General features: G+C 52.1%; 16 protein-coding genes and 1 tRNA gene. 3 read left to right on the forward strand and 14 right to left on the reverse strand.

The features are described from left to right. Positions 1-446: 446 nt before the first annotated feature. The 10 genes from NE637_RS00810 to NE637_RS15755 form a co-directional block, all read right to left on the reverse strand. A complete protein-coding gene (locus tag NE637_RS00810; protein WP_227119481.1) occupies positions 447-2,306 on the reverse strand; it encodes a carbamoyltransferase family protein in 1,860 nt (619 codons plus the stop codon). 48 nt (positions 2,307-2,354) lie between these two features. Further along, positions 2,355-2,504 carry a DUF5989 family protein gene (locus NE637_RS00815; protein ID WP_192111728.1) on the reverse strand — a complete coding sequence of 50 codons (150 nt, stop codon included), beginning with the start codon at positions 2,502-2,504 and terminating at the stop codon, positions 2,355-2,357. A gap of 24 nt (positions 2,505-2,528) precedes the next feature. Then, a complete protein-coding gene (locus NE637_RS00820) occupies positions 2,529-2,939 on the reverse strand; it encodes an SxtJ family membrane protein (protein WP_227119480.1) in 411 nt (136 codons plus the stop codon). Beyond that, positions 2,939-4,072: an SGNH/GDSL hydrolase family protein gene (locus NE637_RS00825; protein ID WP_256267554.1), complete on the reverse strand. Its 1,134-nt coding sequence runs from the start codon at positions 4,070-4,072 to the stop codon at positions 2,939-2,941. Before NE637_RS00825 ends, NE637_RS00820 begins: the two co-directional genes overlap by 1 nt. 299 nt (positions 4,073-4,371) lie before the next feature. Then, positions 4,372-5,991 carry a peptide chain release factor 3 gene (locus NE637_RS00830; protein ID WP_227119478.1) on the reverse strand — a complete coding sequence of 540 codons (1,620 nt, stop codon included), beginning with the start codon at positions 5,989-5,991 and terminating at the stop codon, positions 4,372-4,374. A 395-nt stretch (positions 5,992-6,386) separates the two neighbouring features. Beyond that, on the reverse strand, positions 6,387-7,061 hold the full coding sequence (locus NE637_RS00835) for an HD-GYP domain-containing protein (protein WP_227119477.1): 675 nt from the start codon (positions 7,059-7,061) through the stop codon (positions 6,387-6,389). A gap of 330 nt (positions 7,062-7,391) precedes the next feature. Continuing rightward, positions 7,392-8,888, reverse strand: a complete 1,497-nt coding sequence (gene glpK / locus NE637_RS00840; RefSeq protein WP_215646572.1) for a glycerol kinase GlpK — start codon at positions 8,886-8,888, stop codon at positions 7,392-7,394. A 94-nt stretch (positions 8,889-8,982) separates the two neighbouring features. After that, a complete protein-coding gene (locus tag NE637_RS00845) occupies positions 8,983-9,708 on the reverse strand; it encodes an MIP/aquaporin family protein (protein WP_227119476.1) in 726 nt (241 codons plus the stop codon). 405 nt (positions 9,709-10,113) lie between these two features. Next, positions 10,114-11,871, reverse strand: a complete 1,758-nt coding sequence (locus tag NE637_RS00850; protein WP_227119475.1) for a methyl-accepting chemotaxis protein — start codon at positions 11,869-11,871, stop codon at positions 10,114-10,116. A gap of 365 nt (positions 11,872-12,236) precedes the next feature. Further along, complete coding sequence (locus NE637_RS15755; protein WP_306804674.1) at positions 12,237-13,781, reverse strand: methyl-accepting chemotaxis protein; 1,545 nt, start codon at positions 13,779-13,781, stop codon at positions 12,237-12,239. A 1,011-nt stretch (positions 13,782-14,792) separates the two neighbouring features. Between NE637_RS15755 and NE637_RS00860 the strand changes: the two genes are divergently transcribed. Further along, positions 14,793-16,418, forward strand: coding sequence for a sensor domain-containing diguanylate cyclase (locus NE637_RS00860; RefSeq protein WP_256267555.1), 1,626 nt, complete (start codon positions 14,793-14,795; stop codon positions 16,416-16,418). An 86-nt stretch (positions 16,419-16,504) separates the two neighbouring features. On the opposite strand, the gene NE637_RS00865 is transcribed toward NE637_RS00860, so the two are convergent. The 3 genes from NE637_RS00865 to NE637_RS00870 form a co-directional block, all read right to left on the reverse strand. Next, entirely contained in the window at positions 16,505-18,925 is a 2,421-nt protein-coding gene (locus NE637_RS00865; RefSeq protein WP_227118320.1) for a methyl-accepting chemotaxis protein, read from the reverse strand. A gap of 453 nt (positions 18,926-19,378) precedes the next feature. Continuing rightward, a complete protein-coding gene (locus NE637_RS15840; RefSeq protein ID WP_227118321.1) occupies positions 19,379-19,690 on the reverse strand; it encodes an ASKHA domain-containing protein in 312 nt (103 codons plus the stop codon). A gap of 237 nt (positions 19,691-19,927) precedes the next feature. Further along, the gene (locus NE637_RS00870) at positions 19,928-20,290 is read right to left on the reverse strand and encodes a DUF488 domain-containing protein (RefSeq protein WP_227118322.1); all 363 of its coding nucleotides are present in this window, start codon (positions 20,288-20,290) and stop codon (positions 19,928-19,930) included. Positions 20,291-20,571: 281 nt separating this feature from the next. Between NE637_RS00870 and NE637_RS00875 the strand changes: the two genes are divergently transcribed. Further along, positions 20,572-20,648, forward strand: a tRNA-Pro gene (locus tag NE637_RS00875). 47 nt (positions 20,649-20,695) lie between these two features. Here the strand turns inward: NE637_RS00875 and NE637_RS00880 are convergent. Further along, the gene (locus NE637_RS00880; protein WP_192111741.1) at positions 20,696-20,890 is read right to left on the reverse strand and encodes a hypothetical protein; all 195 of its coding nucleotides are present in this window, start codon (positions 20,888-20,890) and stop codon (positions 20,696-20,698) included. On the opposite strand from NE637_RS00880, the gene NE637_RS00885 reads away from it, so the two are divergent. Further along, entirely contained in the window at positions 20,889-21,569 is a 681-nt protein-coding gene (locus tag NE637_RS00885; protein WP_192111742.1) for an outer membrane protein, read from the forward strand. The genes NE637_RS00880 and NE637_RS00885 overlap by 2 nt on opposite strands. Positions 21,570-21,894 lie beyond the last annotated feature (325 nt).

Below are 21,894 nucleotides of genomic sequence, written 5' to 3' on the forward strand. Positions count from 1 at the left end.
AGTTTCGCGCAGTGCAAAGAGAATATAACTTGTGGCATGGATGCACAGGGCCAACCCCCATTCGCGCAAACCATCGCCCGCGTGGCGTTCAGAAGCCGCAAGCGCAGACACCGCAAGTGTAATACAACCGGCGACCAGCATCACGAACATTGTTGGAATATGAAATTCCACTTTAGCTCCAAATTTACCTGAAACAAACTGGAAATATATCTGGTGTGATTACTTATAGTGTGATAAAGTATCATCTTTCAAATTATATAATATTGCAAAGGACGGCAACAAGATTGCCCTGTTAAATGAACAATTATCAATAGCGTTTATTGTTTTACTATAACAGCGTCACGACCATTTGGGCAGCGTGTTGTTTACACGTATACAACAAGAGCGGAACCCCCATTTGGGAGTTCCGCTCTTGTTGTTTGGTGTTTTTATAATGCAGCTATGCGTCAGTCGAGTGTGAAAATGGACTTGAAGTCTACATTTTCCAGCCACTCTGGCTGGTTACGCTTGTCAAAAATCATGTCGCCAAGCACAAGAAAGTCCATCTCTGTACGCATAAAGCAGGTATAGGCATCCAGAGGAGTGCAGACAATGGGTTCGCCACGCACGTTAAAGCTGGTGTTAACGACCATGGGGCAGCCCTGCTCACGCCGGAACGTGTCTATCAGTCCCCAGTAACGGGGATTGGTGCTGCGCGAAACGCTCTGGATGCGGGCAGACCAGTCTACATGCGTGATGGCCGGGACCGTGGAGCGTTGCAGATACAGCCTGTCGTAGAGCGGCAGCTCGCGCACGTTTTCCGGCAGTTGCGTGCGGTGCTTCTGCGCCACAGGGGCGCACACAAGCATGTAGGGCGACTTGGCGTCAAGATCAAACCATTCGGCGCAGTATTCTTCAAGCACAGAAGGCGCAAAGGGCCGGAACCCCTCGCGAAACTTGATCTTGAGGTTCAGCTTTTTTTGCATTTCAGGTCTTCTGGGGTCACCCAGAATAGACCTGTCGCCCAAGGCGCGGGGGCCGTATTCCATGCGGCCCTGAAACCAGCCAACCACAGCGCCGTCCGCCAGATGCTGGGCCACCGTGGAGTAGAGTCCTTCAAGCTTGGCGTATTCGCTGTAGGGGGCGTCAAAACGGCGTGCAACCCGCAGAACGTCGTTGCGCGAAAACTCCGGCCCAAGATAGGAGCCTTGCATGGCATCAATACCGTTGGGGGAAGGGCGCTCGTTGCCGCCCCATATGTGCCAGGCGGCCTGCGCAGCGCCCAGCGCGCCGCCAGAGTCGCCGGAGGCGGGCTGAATCCACACATTCTTGAAGATGCCGCTGCGTATCAGCAGGCCATTGGCAACGCAGTTCAGGGCCACGCCGCCCGCCATGACCAGATTGTCGCAGCCGGTCAGCTCGCGGGCTGTGCGGGCCAGCTTGAGCACGATGTCTTCCGTTACCTGTTGGATAGCCAGCGCCAGGGCCATGTATTCCTGGCCGATTTCGCTCTCCGCATCGCGTGGGGGAATACCCAACAGCTTTTCCCACTTGTCGCGCTTGTACATGCGCAGGCCGGTGGCATAGTCAAAGTATTCCATGTTCAACAGCAGGGAGCCGTCTTCGCGAATGTCCACAAGGCTGTCGCAGATGGCTTTTTTGAGCCTTTCCACAAGCTCCATGTCGCCATCGCCGTAAGGCGCAAGCCCCATGAGCTTGTATTCGCCCGAATTGACCTTGAAGCCGCAGTAAGCGGTAAAAGCCGTGTAGAGCAGGCCCAGCGAGTGCGGGAACTGCTGTTCTTTGAGAATGCGGATGCTGGCGTTCTCGCCAAGGCCAATGGTTGTGGTTGCCCATTCGCCAACGCCGTCAATGGTCAGGATGGCGGCCCTGTCAAAGGGCGAGGGATAAAAGGCGCTGGCAGCGTGCGAAAGATGATGCTCCGGAAAAAGCATCTTGGGCGAGCCGGGGCCGAGCTTGGCTATGGCCTCGCGCAGCATGGAGCGCATGAAGAGCTTTTCCTTGATCCATACTGGAATGGCAGAAAGAAAGCTGCGCAGGCCAGCCGGGGCAAAGCCGTTGTAGGTTTCAAGCAGGCGCTCGAACTTGAGGTAGGGCTTGTCGTAAAAAGCTACAGCCTCAAGATCGGCAATATTCAGCCCGCCCTCGCGCAGCACGTAGGCGGCAGCGTGGCTGGGAAATCCGGAATCGTGTTTGACGCGCGAAAAGCGCTCTTCGTGAGCGGCTGCCACAATTTTGCCGTCCACCAGCAGCACGGCTGCGGAGTCGTGATAATAGGCAGAAATGCCAAGAATGGCTCTGGGCATGAAGGCTCCCATGTGTCGTCGGCGCTGGGTGCGCCTGACCAGATGCTGTTAAAAAACAGAATAAATAAAAGGCGCTATGGCCGAGCCGCTGGTCATCACCACAAGTACGCCAAACAGCAGCAGAACGAGCACAAGGGGAAGCAGCCAGAATTTTTTGCGCTGCATAAAAAATTGCAGCAGGTCTTTAAGAAAATCCATTGATATCTCCTGAAGGAACAAATCCTAAAACGGATGTTCCAGATCTTTTGCTTCAAAGGTATGGTCGCGCGAAACAAAGGTGGAATCCGTGCTTTTTTTCCAGCCTTTGCGGCGCATGGGGTCATGCCCGAAAAGGCGCATGACAAGAGCCAGCGGGGTCACAATAACAAAAAATATGCCGCTCAGCAGCAGGCGCGACATGATGGAGCCAAGCAGCAGGGAAAGACCCAGCCAGAGCTTTGCCAAAGGCGAATACAGACGGGGCCAGATCATGCCCGCCAGCAGCAGCCCCAGAGCAAGGGGCAACAGGGTGAGCGACTTGGTAAACATGACGGCCAACAGACATATCAATGTCATGGCCATAGCGGTATCGGCGCATTCCTTGTTGCTCACGGCAGCAGGCAAAAAGCCGAAATGTAGTTTGCGGTGTTGCATCAGTTTCCTCTTGCAGCGGGGGATGATTGCAGGGCGTCGCGCACGTATGGCTCAAGAATGTCTGCGGCAACAGCGTTGCCAAAGGCATTCCAGTGCTTGTCGCAACTGAAATACAGGTCGGGGTATTTGACGCCGCGTGCAAGCATGGCAGGCATCAAGTCCACATAAGTCGCGCCTGTGCGGCCAGCCAGTTCGCGCAGCTTGCGGGCAAGGGGCGGCTCCTTGCCGTCATAGTGTTCAAAATCCTGATAGGCAGGAATGGTGAACAGAATAACCTTGCGGTTCCCCGCTTCGGCCACAAGCTGCTCGAGTGAATAGCGCATGATGTTCCATTCGTTCTCGGGCACAGAATAGTACATGGAGCCGCCCGAAGGATCATTGGTATTCTCGGGTGTCCAGCGAGGGACAAGCTTCATGTTTTCGATCTTGAAATCATTCAGGTAAATAGCAACCCGGTACAGACAGCTCCATTCCAGCAGGGTGAGCTTGAAGCTCTTTGCCAAGGACTGAACTTTTGTAGGCTGGGGCAGCTTTTTAACCGGGTAAAAAAGCTTGTAATCAGGATAATCGCCAACCAGATATGGGCGGTAATCGTCCGTGTCCTGCGTGTAGTAGAAATCCAGGCTGTTATCTTCAAAATCATTGCGGGGCAGAATGCCCAGCAGAACGACATCGTGCCTGAACTGTTTAACCATATGCTTGTATTGAAGCCATTCCTGAATGGTGCCAAAGCCGCCGGACGTGCCAAAATTGAGCACTTCCTTGCCGGTCGAAGCCTCAAGCCGGTTGGAGAGCCTGTCTTCTGACCTGTTGCCCCAACCTTCAATAAAAGAATCGCCCAGAATAACAACGCGCGGCTGGTCTGCATCCTTGGTGCGCTCCTTGTCGCGCATGCCAAAGGCATTGGAAGCGTACTGGGCCGTAAAGCAGGGCTTTTTGTGCAAATATGTGGATGAAGGGTGGTGCCATACGCCAAAATGCTCGTCGCTGAACGTCCAGAACTTGCTGTTAACGTTCACCAGGCTGTAAGACGGCATCTGAATGTTTGTGTTTATATACTTGATGTAGAAATAGGATGCCACCTCAAGCATGGCTATCAGCATAAACAGAAAAATCAGGAATCTTTTTAGCATAAAGGAGTGGTTGAAAGAAAGTTTCGGGGTTCAGGCGTGTGGGGCTTCCTCACCGAAGGCGGTACCTGAACAAAAAGGCCAAAGCGAGAGCATAATCAAGTAGACCATATATGCCTGCTTTGCCAACTTTTCAAGCACGGTTTTGCGGGGGCAGAAACTCTATATCCCCGTAAGGCGCGGCCTGCGGCACCTCACTATGTAATCAGAATTGAAAATAACCGCACAAAAATCCGTTTTTGCAGGATTTTGTGCGGTTATTCAATTTTATGCAGATGCGAACAGATGAAGTTTTTGTACGGTTATCTGATTTCACGTGTGGTGTGAAAGGTTATCTGCGGCCATTCTTCAATAACTCTTGAGAGCCGCCATTCGCTGCTGGAAAGGATGGCAAGGCAGTCGTCGCCGTCGTAGGCGAGGTTTGACTGCTGGTCGGATTTAAAGGACTCCAGCGCCGCCCGGTCACTGGAGGTTATCCAGCGCGCGGCAGAAATGGGGCAGGGCTCGTACAGGGCGATAACGCCGTATTCGGCCTTGAGTCGGGCAATGATAACGTCAAACTGCAGCACGCCAACCGCGCCAAGAATGTGCGAGCTGTCTGTGATCGGGCGAAAAACCTGAATGGCCCCTTCTTCCGCAAGCTGTTTCAGGCCTTTGGCAAGCTGCTTGGAGCGCAGGGGGTCTGCCAGCTGCACGCGGCGAAAATGCTCGGGCGAGAAATTGGGAATACCCGTAAACTTGAGCACTTCTGAAGTTGTGAGCGTGTCGCCGATTTTCAGCGTGCCGTGGTTATGCAAACCGATAATGTCGCCGGGCCAGGCATCTTCAACGCCTTCACGGTCTTGCGCCATAAAGGTGATTGCCCGCGAAAGCTGCACCTCTTTGCCGATGCGGTGGTGCTTGACCTTCATGCCGCGCTCGAACCTGCCGGAACATATGCGCATAAAGGCAATTCTGTCACGGTGGGCGGGGTCCATGTTTGCCTGAATCTTGAAAACAACGCCGGAAAAATCTTCTTCAAGCGGATTGACCACGCGCTCGCCCGTGGCGCATTCCGCCACGCGGGGGATTGGGCCGGGGGCAAGACGTACAAGAGTGTCGAGCAGTTCCTGAACGCCGAAATTGTTGACCGCGCTGCCAAAAAACACCGGCGTCTGCTTGCCCTTGAGGTACAGTTCCTTGTCAAAAGGAAAGCCCGCGCCTTCCAGCAGGTCAATCTCGGTGCGCAGTTGCTCGGCGGCGTCTTCACCAATCAGTTCGGCAAGTTGCGGATCGTTCAGTCCGTTGATGACCAGAGCTTCCTTGGGGCGGGAGGTCTTTTTGCCGTCCTCCGCAAAAAAACGGATGGCCTGCCGCTCGATGTCGTACACGCCCTGAAAGCTCTTGCCCATGCCAATGGGCCAGGTCATGGGCGCGGCCTGAATGCCCAGGGTCTGCTCAATATCACTCAAGAGGTCAAAGGCATCGCGGCCTTCGCGGTCAAGCTTGTTGATAAAGGTCAAAATGGGCGTGTCGCGCATGCGGCACACTTCCATGAGCTTGCGGGTCTGCGTTTCAACACCCTTGACCGAGTCAATGACCATGAGGGCGGAGTCCACAGCCGTGAGCACGCGGTAGGTATCTTCCGAAAAGTCCTGGTGACCGGGCGTATCAAGCAGATTGATGATATGATCGGCGTAGGTGAACTTCATCACCGAGGATGAAACGGAAATGCCGCGCTCGCGTTCAACTTCCATCCAGTCAGAAGTGGCATGGCGCTGGGCCTTTTTGGCCTTGACCGCGCCCGCCATCTGGATGGCTCCGCCGAACAGCAGCAGCTTTTCCGTGAGGGTTGTCTTGCCTGCGTCAGGGTGGGAAATAATGCCGAAAGTGCGGCGTCTGAGCGCTTCGCGACTCATGGCCGATGATATGTTTGTTTGCATAAATCTGCCTGGAATTCAGAGGTCAGGAGTGTGCCGGTGGGTCAGAATCCGGCTGCATAGCGGCACAAAGGCCTGCCGCATTAAGCGATGGCTGGCTGCGCGGACCCGGCAAAAAAGCAGCACGGCGAATGCCGTGCGTTTGCGCTGCGCTGCAACCATCAGCATCCACACCGTGAGGACAAAATCTCACGAAACACAGCGTGGGCCGTGCATTTGCCAAAACGACAATTTAACCACTTACTTTAAGGCAGTCAAACAGTTTGCATGGGGTGACTGCTTGAATTGCAGATGCCCGGCAGCAGCATGAGCCGCAGGTTCCGCAGGTTGCAAACTGTGAAGGATGTTGCGCACAAGCCCATATGCTGGATTTTCTGGTATGTTTTTTTAATGGGTGTTCAGTCCACACGCAACATGGCAACAAGGTCGCGCAACCTGTCCCTGATGCTCATAAAGGCTTTGACCACATCCGGGTCAAACTGGCTGCCAGTGCCTTTGATGATTTCACGGCAGGCCTCGTCAAAGCTTTTGGCCTGGCGGTAGGGACGTGATTGCAGCATGGCAGAAAGACTGTCTGCCACGGTGATAATGCGCGCGCCCAGGGGAATATGCCCGCCTTTAAGCCCCTGTGGGTAACCGTTGCCGTCAAAACGTTCGTGGTGGGCGCGCACCATATCCACAATGCCGCAATCCCGAAGGCAGGCTATGGGAGCAAGAATGTCGGCCCCCATGTCTGGATGCCTGCGGATTGCCAGCCATTCCTTGGGAGTAAGAGCGGATGTTTTGGCCAGAATGTCGTCAGGAACACCAATTTTGCCAAGATCATGCAGGTGACCAGCCACATGGATTATATCGGCAGCCTGGTGCCCCAGGCCCATCGCAAGGGCCAAAGCCTGCGAAATGATGGCAACTTCTTCTGAATGGGCGAGGGTATAGGTATCCTTGGCGTCTATGGCCTTGCCGAGTGATTCAGCAAGCTGGTGGATGATTTCTGTCACCGCAGAGCTGCAAGGAACGAGTTTTTCGCGGCGGGTGGCGCTTTCGGCAAGGTTAAGGCGAGAATGACACAACATTACGTATCCTTATGGTCGGCGAAATGCGCGGCTCACGTTCAGACGTGCAGGCAGGATTGAAAACACTCTTAAGATGAGGTCTCGAATTAGCAGGTTTGAAATTTAATTTCAATGTCAAATTAGCCACATCCGTAAAAATTTGCAAGGTAGATAATACACATAATAATCAGAAAATGGTATTCAATAACAGCATGTTATAAATATATAGCAACTCATAACCTGCGAAGCTGATTTCGTAACAAAGCCTGATCGCCACGCAAAACAGGGCCGCCCCAATGGAGCAGCCCTGTTGTTTGTACATTGTGCGCCCGGATCTAGCGGGAGCGAAACTTATTCTTCAATCCAGCTTCTGGCCCGCTCCACAGCGCGGTGCCACTGGTGCAGCAGTTCCTGCCGACGGTCTTCGGGCATGTTGGGTTCAAAGCGGCGGTCAAGTTTCCACTGGGCGCAGAGCTGTTCTTCGCTTTCCCAGAATCCCACAGCAAGACCGGCAAGGTAGGCCGCGCCAAGGGCGGTTGTTTCCGTAACCATGGGGCGCTCAACAACCACGCCTGTGAGGTTGGCCTGGCACTGCATGAGCATGTTGTTACGGCTTGCGCCGCCGTCCACGCGCAGGGTGGTCAGGGGAACGCCCGCGTCTTTCTGCATGGCCTCCATGATGTCGAGGGTCTGCAGAGCAATGGATTCAATCGCCGCCCTGGCAATGTGCCCGCGGTTGGTGCCGCGCGTGATGCCCACCATGGTGCCTCGGGCGTACTGATCCCAGTAAGGAGCGCCCATGCCCACAAAGGCGGGCACAAGGTACACGCCGCCGTTGTCCGGCACGGTGATGGCAAGGCTTTCCATTTCAGAAGAATCGCGGATAAAGCCAAGGCCGTCGCGCAGCCACTGCACCACTGCGCCGCCCACAAAAACGCTGCCCTCAAGGGCGTAATAACGGCCCTTGGGCGTTTCCCACGCCACGGTGGTCAGCATGTTGTTTTTGCTTTCGCGGGCCTTGGTGCCGGTGTTGAGCAGCAGGAAGCAGCCCGTGCCATAGGTGTTTTTGGCCATGCCTTCGGTCATGCAGGCATTGCCGTAGGTAGCGGCCTGCTGGTCGCCAGCCACGCCCGCAATGGGCACAGCCTGACCGAAAAATTCGGGATGGGTCTGAGCCATAACACTGGAGGAGGGAGCCACTTCGGGCAGCATGGCGCGCGGCACGCCGATGATTTCAAGCAGTTCATCATCCCACTGGCCAGTGTGGATGTTGAAGAGCAGGGTGCGGCTGGCGTTGGAAGGGTCGGTCACATGCGCGCCGCGCTTGCTGAAGTTCCAGATAAGCCAGGTATCAATGGTGCCGAAAAGCAGTTCGCCCGCTTCGGCCCTGGCGCGCGCGCCGGGCACGTTGTCGAGTATCCAGCGCACCTTGGTGCCGGAAAAATAGGCATCAAGCACAAGGCCGGTTTTCTGACGAATAACCTCAGCCTTGCCCGCAGCGCGCAACTGGTCGCAAAAGCCGGCCGTGCGGCGGTCTTGCCACACAATGGCATTGTATACGGGTGCGCCGGTGGCCTTGTCCCACACAACTGTGGTTTCGCGCTGGTTGGTGATGCCAACTGCGGCCAGTTCGTTGCTCTGCACGTTGGCGTGTTTCAGGCATTCCTTGGCAACATGCGACTGCGTGTCAAAGATTTCATTGGGGTTATGCTCAACCCAGCCGGGCTGGGGGAATATTTGGGTGAATTCCCGCTGCGCAACCTGAACAATATTGGCGTCGCGGTCAAAAAGAATGGCGCGCGAGCTGGTAGTGCCCTGGTCAAGAGACAGAATGTATTTATGAGCCATATAATCCTCCGAAAGCATTGTTGATGTTTGTTGCCGCAGCGCGCAGAAGTCTGAAAACCTGTACGCTGGGCAGCACGGAGTTGCTCAAAACGGTCTAGAGCAGGCCTATGCCCTTGCACACAACATAGGCAAGCACAGCGCCGACCATGGGAGCGCACACCGGAATCCAGGCATAGGCCCAGTCAGAAGAACCCTTGCCGGCAATGGGCAGCACCGCATGCGCAATGCGGGGGCCAAGGTCGCGGGCGGGGTTGATGGCGTAACCGGTGGGGCCGCCAAGGCTGAGGCCCAGAGCCCACACAAGGATGCCCACCATGTAGGGGCCGTAACCAGAAGGCAGGGTGCCATTGTTGGTGTGGAAAATGGCAAAGATGCCAAAAAGCAGCATGAACGTGCCGATAACTTCGCACAGGAAGTTCTGACCGTAGCTGCGGATGGCAGGGGCGGTGCTGAAAACAGCCAGCTTGAGGCCTGGATCTTCAGTGGGTGCCCAGTGGGGCAGGTAGGCAAGCCAGACAATGGCAGCGCCAGTGAAACCGCCAGCGATTTGCGCAAGCATGGTTACGAAAGCCTGACTCGCGCCGTAGACGCCAAGCATGGTTTTGGCCAGGGTCACGGCCGGATTGAGGTCAGCCTGGGGCGCGCCCAGAGCCACCGAGGTAAATACGCCGAGCATAACGGCAAAACCCCAGCCCGCGGTAATAACAATCCAGCCGCCGCCGTTGCCCTTGGAGTCTTTAAGCAAAACGCAGGCAACAACGCCAGCACCAAAGGTAATCAGCATCATCGTTCCAAAAAATTCACCAAGAAGGTTGGTCATGGGCAGATCCTTCACAAGTAGTTGATATGGTTGCAAACCTTGCGGTTTGCCATCTCCTGTTCCAATAGCTTGCTGGTAAAATGGGGGGACTGCTTGGCGCAATGTTCCTTTCTGCTTGGATGCCGAAGGCTCTTTGGTATTTAGGTGTCGTTTTACAAAACGTGCGTGTCTGATGCAGATTGAGCCAAAGCATCACAATTGGTTATATGTTTGTAAGGAATACTAATCCTATATTTGATATATAATGGGATGAAAAAAAGATTGCAAGTACATTACAATTGTTACAAACAGTAAAAATTATCATTCTTAAATATCAGTTCATTCGGGTCGTTTGTAGCATAAAATTGTCAGCAAACCAAAAAGGCCGCCCGAAGGCGGCCATGTATAATGGGAATAAAAGGCGCATCAGCCGTTAGTTTTCATGTCGCGTATAAGGCCTTGCAGTGCAGCCGCCTGCTGGGAGAGGGCACCCACTGCCTTGCTTGCGTGATCCATAGCCTGCGCTGTTTCGGCAGAAATGGTTGCGACTTGCTCGACTGATCTGTTGATTTCTTCGCTGGTTGCCGACTGCTGCTCGCTTGCAGCGGCAATTGCCTGGATTTGATCGTTAACATGCTCTACATACTCAAGTATTTGCCGCAATGCGTCGCCAGAACGGGCAGAGAGCGTGGTTGCCTCTTCAATGGCTGCGCCCACGTCTTCCACATTATCAATATTTTTTCTCGTGCCTTGCTGAATGCCGCTGATGGCATCCCCAACTTCACGGGTGGCTGTCATGGTTTTTTCTGCAAGTTTGCGCACTTCATCAGCCACCACGGCAAAGCCCCGGCCTGCATCGCCAGCACGGGCAGCCTCAATGGCGGCGTTGAGCGCAAGCAGGTTTGTCTGGTCGGCAATATCCGCAATGACGTTCATGATCTGCCCAATGGCTTCGGCCTGTTTGCCCAATGCCCCCATATCCTGCTTGATTGCCAATGATTTTGCATGAATGGACTTAATGTTCTCAACCGCAGTGCTCACAATCTGCACGCCTTCAATGGTCTGTTTTTGAGCGTTGCCAGAAACCCCTGCTGCGAGTTGGGCATTTTTGGCAACCTCAAGCACTGTCGCATTCATTTCTTCCATGGCGGTGGCAGTTTCGTGCACACGGTTTGACTGTTCATCCGCTCCACGGCTGGATTGGGTTATCTGCGTAGAAAGCTGCTCCGCAGCGCCAGAGATTACTTCAACTACTTCTTCAAGTTGCTGGGCTGCCTGCAACATGCCTTCCGCCTTGGCCCTTTCAGCCATCAGCTTTGATTGCTGGGCTTCGGCAGTTGCCTTGCGGGCTGTTTCGGCTTGCAGTTCTGCCTCAGCCTGCCGCGTTGAGGCCTGGGTGAAGCTTTCGCTCAGTTTGTCGCGCATCTCGCGCATGGCGGCAAACAGGCCGCAGTTTTTACGGCTGCCGTGCAGGCTCATATCCACTTCAAGATCGCCGTGGGCAATTTTGCGCGCCACTTCTGCTACATCGGCAGGTTCCGCTCCCAGTTGCGCCATGAATGATCGGATTGTAAAAAATGCCCCAAGCGAGCCAGTAATAATTGAAATTCCGGTCAGAACCCATTGCAGGATCAGGCTTGCGGCAAGCTCGTCCTTTAACGTGTCCAGGTTATGGCTTGCCACGCCGGTCTGTTCTTCAATAAATGGTTCCAGAGCAATTGTGAGGGCTTCTGTGGCATTGTCGAAATCTTCCATGAGTTCGTTGCCAGCCTCTATGCCCTGGTTGATGTAAGTATCAGCCATCTTGCGGCCCAGCGCGTACATGGCGTCGAACGACTTGACCAGTGCGGCAAGCCTCTCCTGTGATTTTTTGTTGTTCTCAAGAGCGAATTTGTTTTCGAATTTTTTTGCATGCTCATGAAAGGTATCGGCGGCTTCCTGCGCCTCTTTGTACCCATCAGGGCTGTGCGTTGCGGAAACGTCAGACAGGAATTGCTGCACCTGCACGGTTTGCAGCTTCATATCCGCAGCCAGCATGGCCAGCGGCATGCTTTCATCGGCCGTCGTGTCGGCTAGGAGGTCGGCCTGGCTCAGGTTATGGCGCATAATCAAGGCGCTGAGCAGTATCAGAAAAAAAATGGAACCAAAGCCCAGCCAAAGCCGGGTTGCTACTTTTAACTGCATGGTGCGCCTCCCCCAAAAGCATGAGGTTGAATGGCCCGCAGCAAGTGCGGACAAAAGTATTACACAGTTATAAACTAATGAAATTGATATGTTAAACGTGGAAATAATTCTCGCAGTTGCCATGAACCACGGAGTATGTGATGCCCTGCAAAGCTGCCTGGAATGCAGATGGGAGCATTCCAAGCATTTTGGTTATAAACAGCCTAATGCGCCTTGCGGACTGTGTCCATACACTGAGGCGTGAAAATATTGCTTATCGATTTCAGAAACTGCGGGATGCGCGTGCGCAAAGATTGCTGCACCAACGCAAAAAGGCCGCCCGGTGATGGACGGCCTTTCGCAAGGAAAGACTGCACTCAGGAGCTTCAGCCCTGATTTTTCATGTCGCGGATAAGCCCTTGCAGCACCTGCGCCTGCTGCGCAAGACCATCAACGGCATGCGCGGCATTTTCCATTGTCTGAGCCGTTTCGGCAGAGATGGTTGCAACCTGCTCAACAGACTTGTTGATCTCCTCACTGGCGGCAGATTGCTGTTCGCTTGCAGCGGCAATGGCCTGTACCTGATCATTCACCAGGTGAACAAGCTCAAGAATCTGCTTAAGCGAATCGCCAGAGCGAATGGAAAGCTTGGTCGCCTCCTCAATGGCGCTGGCGCTCTGTTCCACATTCAGAATATTTTTTCGCGTCCCGGCCTGAATATCGCCAATGGCCCGACCCACCTCCTGAGTGGCAGACATGGTTTTTTCCGCCAGTTTGCGCACTTCATCAGCAACAACGGCAAAGCCGCGCCCGGCATCGCCTGCCCGGGCGGCTTCTATGGCGGCGTTGAGCGCAAGCAGGTTGGTCTGGTCGGCAATGTCGGCAATAACGCCCATCACCTGCCCGATGCTTTCGGCCTGCTTGCCCAGCACGTCCATATCCTGCCGGATGGCAAGGGATTGCGTGTGCACCGACTCAATGCCCTTGACCGCATCGTTGACAATCTGCGCGCCTTCCAGCGCCTGTTGTCGGGTCTGGTCTGCAATGCCGGCGGCCTGTTGCGCATTTTGGGCAACTTCGCGCACGGTGGCATTCATTTGCTCCATGGCCGTGGCTGTTTCACGCACACGGCCTGACTGATCGTCAGCTCCGCTGCGGGATTGGTCTATCTTGACCGCAAGATCCTGCGAAGCGCTGGAGACAATTTCGACCACATTTTCCAGTTGGCGGGCAGCGTGGAGCATCCCTTCGCTTTTGGCGTTCTCTGCAAGAGCTTGCGCTTTTTGGGCTTCCGCAAGGGCTTTTCTGGCTTCTTCGCGGTCATACTCGGCTTCGGTCTGTGCAGTGGAAGAAGCCTTGCGGTAGGTTGCCAGATTGTCTGCCGTGCTGTTCAGCGCCAGAGCCAGAGTGCTCAGGCTGGCAAAACTTCCGGCAGCGAGGCGTTCATCTGACTGCTGGGCGCCAAGGGTAGAGGCAAAAGACACACACTGGCGCATGGCGCGCAGATCCCTGTTGGTCAGGAAATATCCTGCGCAATACACCAGGCAAATGGCAAAAATAAATTCGATCCACATCAGGGTGCGCCGCGATGCGATGTCATCATTCATTTCGGCCATGGCTGTTTCAGCAAGGGTGGTAATATTTGCGTAAAATTTTTCAAAATGTTCGCGAAATGCCACGGCATAGGGCGTGGCTTCCTTTTCATAGGTTTTGTAGGTGAGGTAGCGCTGGTCCGCGGGGATATCCTTTAAGGGAGCAACAAGGCTCTGCCCGTTGTTCATGAATGCAATGGCCGCCTCATGAGCTTTATCCGTCAAAGCTTTGGAGTCTGCGGGCAGCTTGAGGGAGGAGAGTGTGGCAAAGTGTTTTTTAACGGCGGCAATGGCTGTGTCTATTTGCTTGAGATCTTTGTCAATATTGCTGCCAAGCATGCTGTTTCTTGTTAAGCGACTAAAATAATTTATATTTTTTGTTACTTCCAGGGCAATAATTCTACCTGCGATGGCGGTATCGCGGGTGTGGGCATATTTGATCTCAATATTGTTAATTGCCTGCAACGAAAAACAAAATAGCCCGACCATGGCAATGGCCCCAACAGAAATAGTGAGGATGAATTTTCCGCGTAACGTATGCAGTATCTGGCTGATCAAAACAGTTCCTCCATTGGCAATAGTAATAACAAATATGAGCGATTTACAGCGCAATATTGCTAACAAGTCGCATCGGCAGAAACTGTTTTCTGTTTATCAAAGCCGCGTCATGCGTTGGTATCAATAGTAGTGATGCTGCAATTTCATTTTCGGAATTTATGTTACATTGTTTATGTTTCATAAATATAAATATTTTTTTCACATGCTGACAATCGTGCGAAAAACAAATGTCTAAAAATACAGTATTCGATAATATTTGCTTTGGAAATAGTGCCATAATTTTTGTAGTGATGTTAATGATATTGTCCTGACTTTACAGTGTGCTGTTATTAAAATTGAGCTATCTAGTTTACGAATTGATTGCTACTGCCTTGGTAGTGTGCATAGGTCTTCTGCACTAAAAACTGTTCATAATAACGCGATTCATACTTTTACAGTATTTTAAAGAGATGATGAAGCTCAATAATATTTTTATCCCATCTGTCTTTTTACTATATATCCGGTATAAACATGAAAAAAATTTATCCGATAAGTTGATTCCCTTGGAACGGTCTCAATTGATTGGCATGTACCCTGTTTCAAGACATTTTTTATAGTTCTTTTTCAGCATAAATATAATGAGTTATCACACTGTTTGTATCCTGAAAAATTACCTCCATTTCCTTATTATTGATCGAATCAGCAGGATATATGGTTTGTTACCAATATTTTGACAGGAAACAAAAATGTACTGGAACAGATATTGCTAATAATTTCAGGCAGGCAAAAAAATAAAATCTGACAGTCAGTGAGATGGTAATGAACAAACATAGACTTATGAGTATTTTTCGATTTGATACGATCAGGGGGCGTATTCGCGCCTATACTATTGCCATTGTCTGCATTCCAATTACCATTGCGGCGCTTTTTTTTATTTTCTTTCAGCAGGAACGGCTTATTGAAAATGAAAAAAAACAGCTTGCTGAAATTTTGGGTCAAAATAAAAATACAATTAAAGCCTATGTAGATGTGTGCTTTCAGGATGTGTTATTTTTGACAAAGGTTATTAAGGCACACAGATCAGATATGGAGAGTGCTGCAAAAGAATTTAGCGATTACGATGAAAGCCATACAGGCATTTCTGCCGCTGTATTTGTCAATGCACAGGGCATTTCAGAAATTGACTCTATGGGCAAACCTGGTTTGTACGGTGGCGACAGGTATTATTTTAAACAGGCAATGATGGGCCTCAGTGCAATTACTACAGGAATCAAAGGGCGGGTTTCCGGCAAGCCTGTGTGCATGTTTTCAATGCCAGTGACGAATCAGGCTGGGGAATTTGACGGAGTCGTATTTTTATCCATTCTCGTGGGCGAGCTGGACGCATGGCTGCACGGATCTTTTGTGCCGGACAAGCAGGGGCTGATACTGTGCGATGCGCAAGGAAACATACTTGCACCCCACAGGGCAGTTGCAAGCAATGCAGATGATGCTGCAAAGCAAATACCCTTGCAGCTTATGCAACTTGGCGAAGCTGGTCAGATATTCGTGAACGATCAGGGCGTGCGCATGCTCGGCGCTTCAGTTGCCGTTGGGCATGGTGGTTGGCGGCTGGTGTATTTTCGGTCAGTAGACGAAATTCTGGCAGGATACCGGTGGCTTACTATTTTTGTTGGCCTTGGATCGCTCTGCGCAGTATTGTTTATGATGCCACTGATGCTGCGCTTTTGCCGCAGCATTGAAGCTCCGCTTGAGGAGCTTACGGCCTATGCGCTCGAGCTGCGTAAAAACAATTACGAGGCAACAGGGCAGTTGTGTGACCAGAAGAATATGCCCAGCGAACTCAGGATTCTGTTTGATGCGTTTACAGTAATGAGTTTCAGGGTCGCCAGGCAGATCAAAAAGGCCGAGGCTGTGAGCCTGAAAGACGCTCTCACAGGCCTGCACAATCGCCGTTTTTTGCAGGCTATGGGGGCGGAATTCCTTAAAAAAACGCATTCAGCAGGCCAGCAGTGCGCTTGTCTGATGCTTGATATCGACCACTTTAAAAGTATCAACGACACTTTTGGGCACAATGTCGGCGATATGGTGTTGCAGCATACCGCACGGATAATCAATGCCAGCGTGCGCAGTGCAGACCTCCTTGTGCGCTACGGAGGCGAGGAGTTTGTGGTTCTTGTTGCCTGTAAGGATGCCCGGCAAGGTGAAGAGCTTGCCCACCGCATACGACACGCAGTAGCAGCACACCCCTTGCTGAGTGACGGCAACGAGCTTTCGGTAACAATAAGCATCGGGGTGGCTGTATGCGCAGATATGGCGGATATGGCGGAATCACCAGAATCAGCAGAGGCGGCACTGGCCGTCATGCTGATCCGGGCAGACAAAGCCCTGTATGCCGCCAAGGAAGCTGGGCGTGATGCCGTGGTGGTTGCAGCCTGAGGCGGCAACCGCAGATATGCGTTGTGGAACGCTGCGCGAATCGGGCCAGCCCTTTTGTTAATCAGCCATACTGCGCTTTTTGCAGATTAAGCGTCGGATGGCTGGCAGGTTTTGCCGCTGATTTTTTGAATAAGCTTGTTGAGCGCCCCCGCCTGTAATGCGAGCTGTTCCACCGCAGTTACAGACCGTTCCATTCCGCTGGTTGTTTGATCTGCCACGCCGCTGACTTCATTTAACACATGGTGGATTTCTTCGCTTGTTGCCGATTGTTCTTCAACAGCGGTCGCAATGGAGCGCACCTGATCAGTGGTTAACCCCGCCAGTTCCAGAATTTCATGCAATGCTATGCCGGATTGATCCGCCAGTTGCGTTGCTTCTTGCACGGCTAGAGCGGCATCTCCCATACCTTCAGCAGCCTTGCCAGCGCCAGATTGAATGGCGGTTATGGCAGAGCTGACCTCCGCAGTAGCTCTCATGGTTTTTTCTGCAAGCTTTCTGACCTCATCAGCAACCACAGCAAATCCGCGGCCAGCCTCACCAGCACGGGCTGCTTCAATAGCGGCGTTTAAAGCCAGAAGGTTGGTCTGATCGGCAATATCGGTGATGACATCCATGATCTGCCCGATGTCGGCGACCTGATCGCCCAGGCCGCTGATATCTTCTTTCAAAATGTCTGTTTGTCCCTTCACGCGGCTAATTGCAGCAACCGACTGTTGTACTGTAGCAGCGCCTTTCCTGGCCTGCTGCATGGTTTTATCTGCCTGCTGGCTTGCACCGGAGGCATTTTGGGCAATTTCCACAGCGGTGGCGTTCATCTGACTGATGGCCACAGCGGCCTCAGCCGTACGGACATGCAATGTGTTCATGCCCTTGCTCGTTTGCTCCACAACCGTTGAAAGCTCCGCTGCTGCCGTTGAAACCTGCCCGGCAATGGATCCGGCCTGTTCAGCAGTTTCGTAAATAAGCCTGTTTGAGGTGATCAGTTTTTCCTCCTGTTCCCGGAGTTCTGTAAGGACTGTAAACTGGACAAAACAACCAATAAAAGTTGCTGCCGGATCATATATGGGGGTGGCATCAAGTTTTATGAAAAATGCTTTGCCTTTTGCATCGCGCCCTTCAAGTGTGCGGCCAGGGGTTGACTGTTTATCTTTGAGCGCGGCGAGGATTACGTCTGATACTTCTGGATTGTAGCGAAAAAAACTTGTTACATGAGCTTCAAAGTACGTATCGGCCTTTTGGTCCATAGCCAGAAAATCGCACAAAAGCTGATTCAGATATGTGATGCGGCCCTCCTGATTAACCACCAGACAGGGGGTGGCAATGCCGCCGAGTATTCCCTGTACAAATCCAAGTTTCTCCTTGAGTGCAGTAACCATCGCTTCAAGGTCATTTTTCAGTTGATTAAGTTCGGCTGTGCTGCCGTCAGCCCCAAGAATAGCGTGGAGGTTGCCCGCCGCAACTGCGTTGCTATACGCCACCATGCCTCTGATGGTGCGCGTGACGCCGCGCCCCACCAGATATGACAGCAGCGAGGCCAGTACCAGCGCAAGCCCCGTTGCCAGGAGCATTGTTGCGCGTTTTGTTTTATAATCACCGATACGCACAGCCAGTAATACATCCAGTTCAGCGGCGCACGCTTCCCAGTAGCGAAAGGCTGCATCAAGTGCCTTTTCACCTGTGACCATAAATTCACTCTGAGATATTGCTGCTCCAGACGAAATACTGTTGAGCATGACAATAAAAGGTTCTGTGGCCGCCTTGTAGCTTTCAAGCGCGGCCTTAAGCTTGGGCGCAAGCGAAGGGCTGACTCCATAGAAATTGGGGTCTTCGTTCAGGGCCGTCTGGGTATCAGCCAGAATACGGGAATAGTCTGACTCATGGAGCATTGCAGCCAGCGTGTGGAACTCGCGCCGTTCGGTTTCTCCAAGTTTGGACTCGAGCAGGGCCGTGTTGCCAAAATCAAGGATTGACGCGATTCTGCGCTGGGTCTGGGGCAGCGTGAGCAGGGTCATATCCATTGTGTAGTAACTGTCCAAATCAGGATCAAGAATCAGGTTCGAGGTGTCGCCGCAGTGAGTAATCATGCCAGAAATATCTTCCAGCAACTGTGCAAGTCCCTCTTTGAACGCGGCGGCATCATTCTGCCTGCTTTTCAGCTTTTCCCACCGGGCTGCAACATCACCTGGAAAAAGGTGGGAACGGCCACGAATTTTCAGGCCATCAGCGGTGAATTGCAGGTCTGATCCATGAAGCCTGTTTGCCGCCTCAAGTTCGGCAAAAGCCTGATCAACCTTGCGCTGGCCGTCTGGCTGTGCTGCTTTTGGCAGATACTCCAGCAGTTTTTCCAGTGGGCGTTGGAAAGAGTTGCCCTGGGTTTCCAGACTGCTGAAAGAGATTTGTGAATTGATGTTGGATACAGAGATGTAAAGCAAAACGCCCAGCGGCAATACAAAGGCTATTCCAATAGACGTCAACTTTCCGGAAAGTTTGATGTTTCGTAAAGCCATGATAACGGTGCTCCAGAGTAAAGTAACCACACCATTCTGCCTGTGGATAAGCACTGGCAGAATGGTTGGGCATCAGGTGCAAAAAACGCGGAACAGAAAGAATCGTACATTGAGCACGATCTTATCTTGTTGCACAGCATTTTTTGAACTGTTCTTTAATCTGCCCTGAAAGGGGGGAGGAGCAGAGAACGACTTTTTTGGGCAGACACTCTGGCGCACTGTAACACTTATAATTGTGCACACCGCCGCATCTGGTCCAATAAAGTTCACCCAACTCCGGGGGGAGGAGCTCTGGAATGGCAAATCGCATATAAACTTGCTGTATTCTTTTATCCCAAGTTGTATATGTTCTGCAAGTAGTAGTGTTCTGGCGTATTTTTGATCAAATGTAGTAGCATGAAGTGTTGTGCTGCAAGATCATGTTTTTGAATGTTTTTTCAAAAAATTATATATTTATTGGAAACAGGTTATGATGCGATTGGTATTATTATGACGTAATGACTGCGTGTGTTTATGAAAAACGCATACTGGCTGCAAACAGCCTGTGTAGCCTGGCCTTGTGCTCAGTTCAACATAGTCAATTTTGCGGAAAATACCTTTCATTGCTTTGCGCACATGCTGCGACACAAGCGCCATGCAGACACATGAGCGCAAAGTATTGCCCAGAAAGCCCACGTGGTCTTCAAGACATTGAGGGCTGATGCCGCAGGCCGTGAGGCTGCGCGCAGCATATCCCGAATGGCAGCCAGAATACCTCTGTAGCAAGCGCCTACCGGCGGTTTATCACCAATGGTTTTAAGGCTGCACAGCGGGATGTGTACGCAACAAGAAAATCCGGCAATCAGCCGAATGGGTATGCGGAAAAAGAGCACAGAAAAATCCTGCACCCTGGGCGCGCGGGGGGAATCTGATTCAGAAAATGAGGACAGTACATGCGCCAACAGAATTGTCCTTGTTGCGGCAAAGAGAGCGCCACACTACTGGGAGCAAAGCCCCAAAGGGTTAATTCTCTCTTGCCTTCTCCTCAATATAACCTCTCAGCGCCGCGGCATTGTTCATCTCCGTATCTTTTGCAGCGTAAAGCAGTATCACGGTCTGATTCTGGCGAAGGATGGTTTGCAGTTGCGCAACAGCCGCCGGGGCGGCATCAAGCTCGGCGAAATAGCGCTCCTTGAATTCTGGCCATTTGGCTTCATCGTGGGCAAACCACTTGCGCAGGTTGTCTGATGGGGCGATATCTTTAAGCCACACATCCCACAGGGCGGCGCTTTTGGAAATCCCCCGGGGCCACAGCCTGTCCACAAGAACCCGTATTCCTGCTGGTTCGACATCGTGTGCGTATACGCGGCGTAAAATAATATCCATGTCAGGTAATCCTGTTGGAGTGACGGCTTTTATAAAATTGCGCAGCGTGAGGGACAATGCAAGTCAAAATAGCCAGTGACTTACTCGGTAGATTCCTTCGCCCGCAAGCGGATGGATGGAAGAAGGTTTGAGCAAGGCGGCCCGCATTGGGAGTATAGTCGGGAGATTATGGTGGTGTGCCGTGGACTTGCGGCGCTTTGCGCCGCAGTTAAATGAAAAATCTTGGAATGATTATATAAGTTGACAGGCCAGACGGTTCCGCGTAGATACACCTTTCGCGTCGGGATGTAGCGCAGCCTGGGAGCGCACTTGAATGGGGTTCAAGGGGTCGAAGGTTCAAATCCTTTCATCCCGACCAGAGGTTTAAAGGGAATTCATGGAAACATGGATTCCCTTTTCTCGTTTCTAACGGCTGTTTTTCCGCTTCCTACCGACAAAAAGCCAGATTCCTCTGCCTGTAAGTTTAAAAAATCTGTCTTTTTTTACCTCACCACGCATAATTTGTGCCAAAAACAGTTGTCTGACTGTTGTCGTCAAGAAAAAAAAGGAATATGCAGAAAACAAACCTGTTTTTTTGGCAAAACCAAGGAGGGTCATCATGTTTAAGCGTCTCATGCTTGCATTGGTTCTGTCCCTGGCACTCGCGGCTCCTGCGGCTGCGGAAAACACCGGCGTTTATGGCGGCTTGAAATTTATTGATTCCATTCAAAGCACTGGCCCGTTCTCTCTGAGCGGGGATGTGAAGGGTTTTGGCGTTGGCCAGTATTCGCAAAACACCGTTGGGGGCGGTATTTTTGTGGGGTACGACTTTTATCCGCATTTTCAGGTGCCCATGCGCACAGAACTGGAATATGCCATACGAAGCAATATGACCAAAACCTGGGATCAGCAGATTAATGGCAGCACGGCATCGTTTAAGGGCGAGTGGGGCGTGCAAACGCTGTTTGCCAACGCATATTGGGACTTCCACAACTCCACGGCCTTTACTCCCTACCTAGGCGGCGGCCTTGGCATGGGATTCATCAAGACCAAGTACACTGCGGACGTTGACGGCGATGGGGATTCCGGCAGCCTGACGCAGTATGATACCGTTTTTGCATGGAATCTCGGCGCAGGCTGTTCCTACGCCTTTACGGAAAACATCTCGGCAGATCTGGCCTACCGCTTTGTGGGGCTGGGCTATACCGACATCAGCAAGCGTGTTGACGACAACAAGGTTTCCATCGGCAATACTCCGTATGCCAATGAATTCAGCCTTGGCCTGCGCTTTACGTTCTAGGCATAGGAAACGACAAACTGTCAGCTAGATTAGTGGGCCGGGGATTTCTCCGGCCCTTTTTTGAAATAAATCTCAAAGTATCCCATGGGATGCTATAAAGTTTATGCAAGGCAGGCTCAATCCAAAAATCGCTATTGCGTGCCATGGCTGGAGCAAAACGTTGCATGTTGCAAGAGTTATACGGCACAACAACTTCTCTGCCAATGCCCGTGACAACAAATTCCGCGGGCTTCTTCAACCTCCCGCTGCACTGCTGCCTCTTGTCTTTTATAGCCCTGAGAGAGCATGGCACTAAACAGGGGCCTTTCCCGGTCAATTACAGTGG

This window comes from Desulfovibrio desulfuricans, from assembly GCF_024460775.1.
GTDB classification, from domain to species: Bacteria; Desulfobacterota; Desulfovibrionia; order Desulfovibrionales; family Desulfovibrionaceae; genus Desulfovibrio; species Desulfovibrio desulfuricans_E.

Bases quoted from the DNA above. Each gene is read 5' to 3' on its own strand.
- NE637_RS00810 (WP_227119481.1), bottom strand. From the start codon at position 2,306: ATGCCCAGAGCCATTCTTGGCATTTCTGCCTATTATCACGACTCCGCA.
- NE637_RS00815 (WP_192111728.1), bottom strand. From the start codon at position 2,504: ATGGATTTTCTTAAAGACCTGCTGCAATTTTTTATGCAGCGCAAAAAA.
- NE637_RS00820 (WP_227119480.1), bottom strand. From the start codon at position 2,939: ATGCAACACCGCAAACTACATTTCGGCTTTTTGCCTGCTGCCGTGAGC.
- NE637_RS00825 (WP_256267554.1), bottom strand. From the start codon at position 4,072: ATGCTAAAAAGATTCCTGATTTTTCTGTTTATGCTGATAGCCATGCTT.
- NE637_RS00830 (WP_227119478.1), bottom strand. From the start codon at position 5,991: ATGCAAACAAACATATCATCGGCCATGAGTCGCGAAGCGCTCAGACGC.
- NE637_RS00835 (WP_227119477.1), bottom strand. From the start codon at position 7,061: ATGTTGTGTCATTCTCGCCTTAACCTTGCCGAAAGCGCCACCCGCCGC.
- glpK (WP_215646572.1), bottom strand. From the start codon at position 8,888: ATGGCTCATAAATACATTCTGTCTCTTGACCAGGGCACTACCAGCTCG.
- NE637_RS00845 (WP_227119476.1), bottom strand. From the start codon at position 9,708: ATGACCAACCTTCTTGGTGAATTTTTTGGAACGATGATGCTGATTACC.
- NE637_RS00850 (WP_227119475.1), bottom strand. From the start codon at position 11,871: ATGCAGTTAAAAGTAGCAACCCGGCTTTGGCTGGGCTTTGGTTCCATT.
- NE637_RS15755 (WP_306804674.1), bottom strand. From the start codon at position 13,781: ATGCTTGGCAGCAATATTGACAAAGATCTCAAGCAAATAGACACAGCC.
- NE637_RS00860 (WP_256267555.1), top strand. From the start codon at position 14,793: ATGGTAATGAACAAACATAGACTTATGAGTATTTTTCGATTTGATACG.
- NE637_RS00865 (WP_227118320.1), bottom strand. From the start codon at position 18,925: ATGGCTTTACGAAACATCAAACTTTCCGGAAAGTTGACGTCTATTGGA.
- NE637_RS00870 (WP_227118322.1), bottom strand. From the start codon at position 20,290: ATGGATATTATTTTACGCCGCGTATACGCACACGATGTCGAACCAGCA.
- NE637_RS00885 (WP_192111742.1), top strand. From the start codon at position 20,889: ATGTTTAAGCGTCTCATGCTTGCATTGGTTCTGTCCCTGGCACTCGCG.
- NE637_RS00880 (WP_192111741.1), bottom strand. From the start codon at position 20,890: ATGATGACCCTCCTTGGTTTTGCCAAAAAAACAGGTTTGTTTTCTGCA.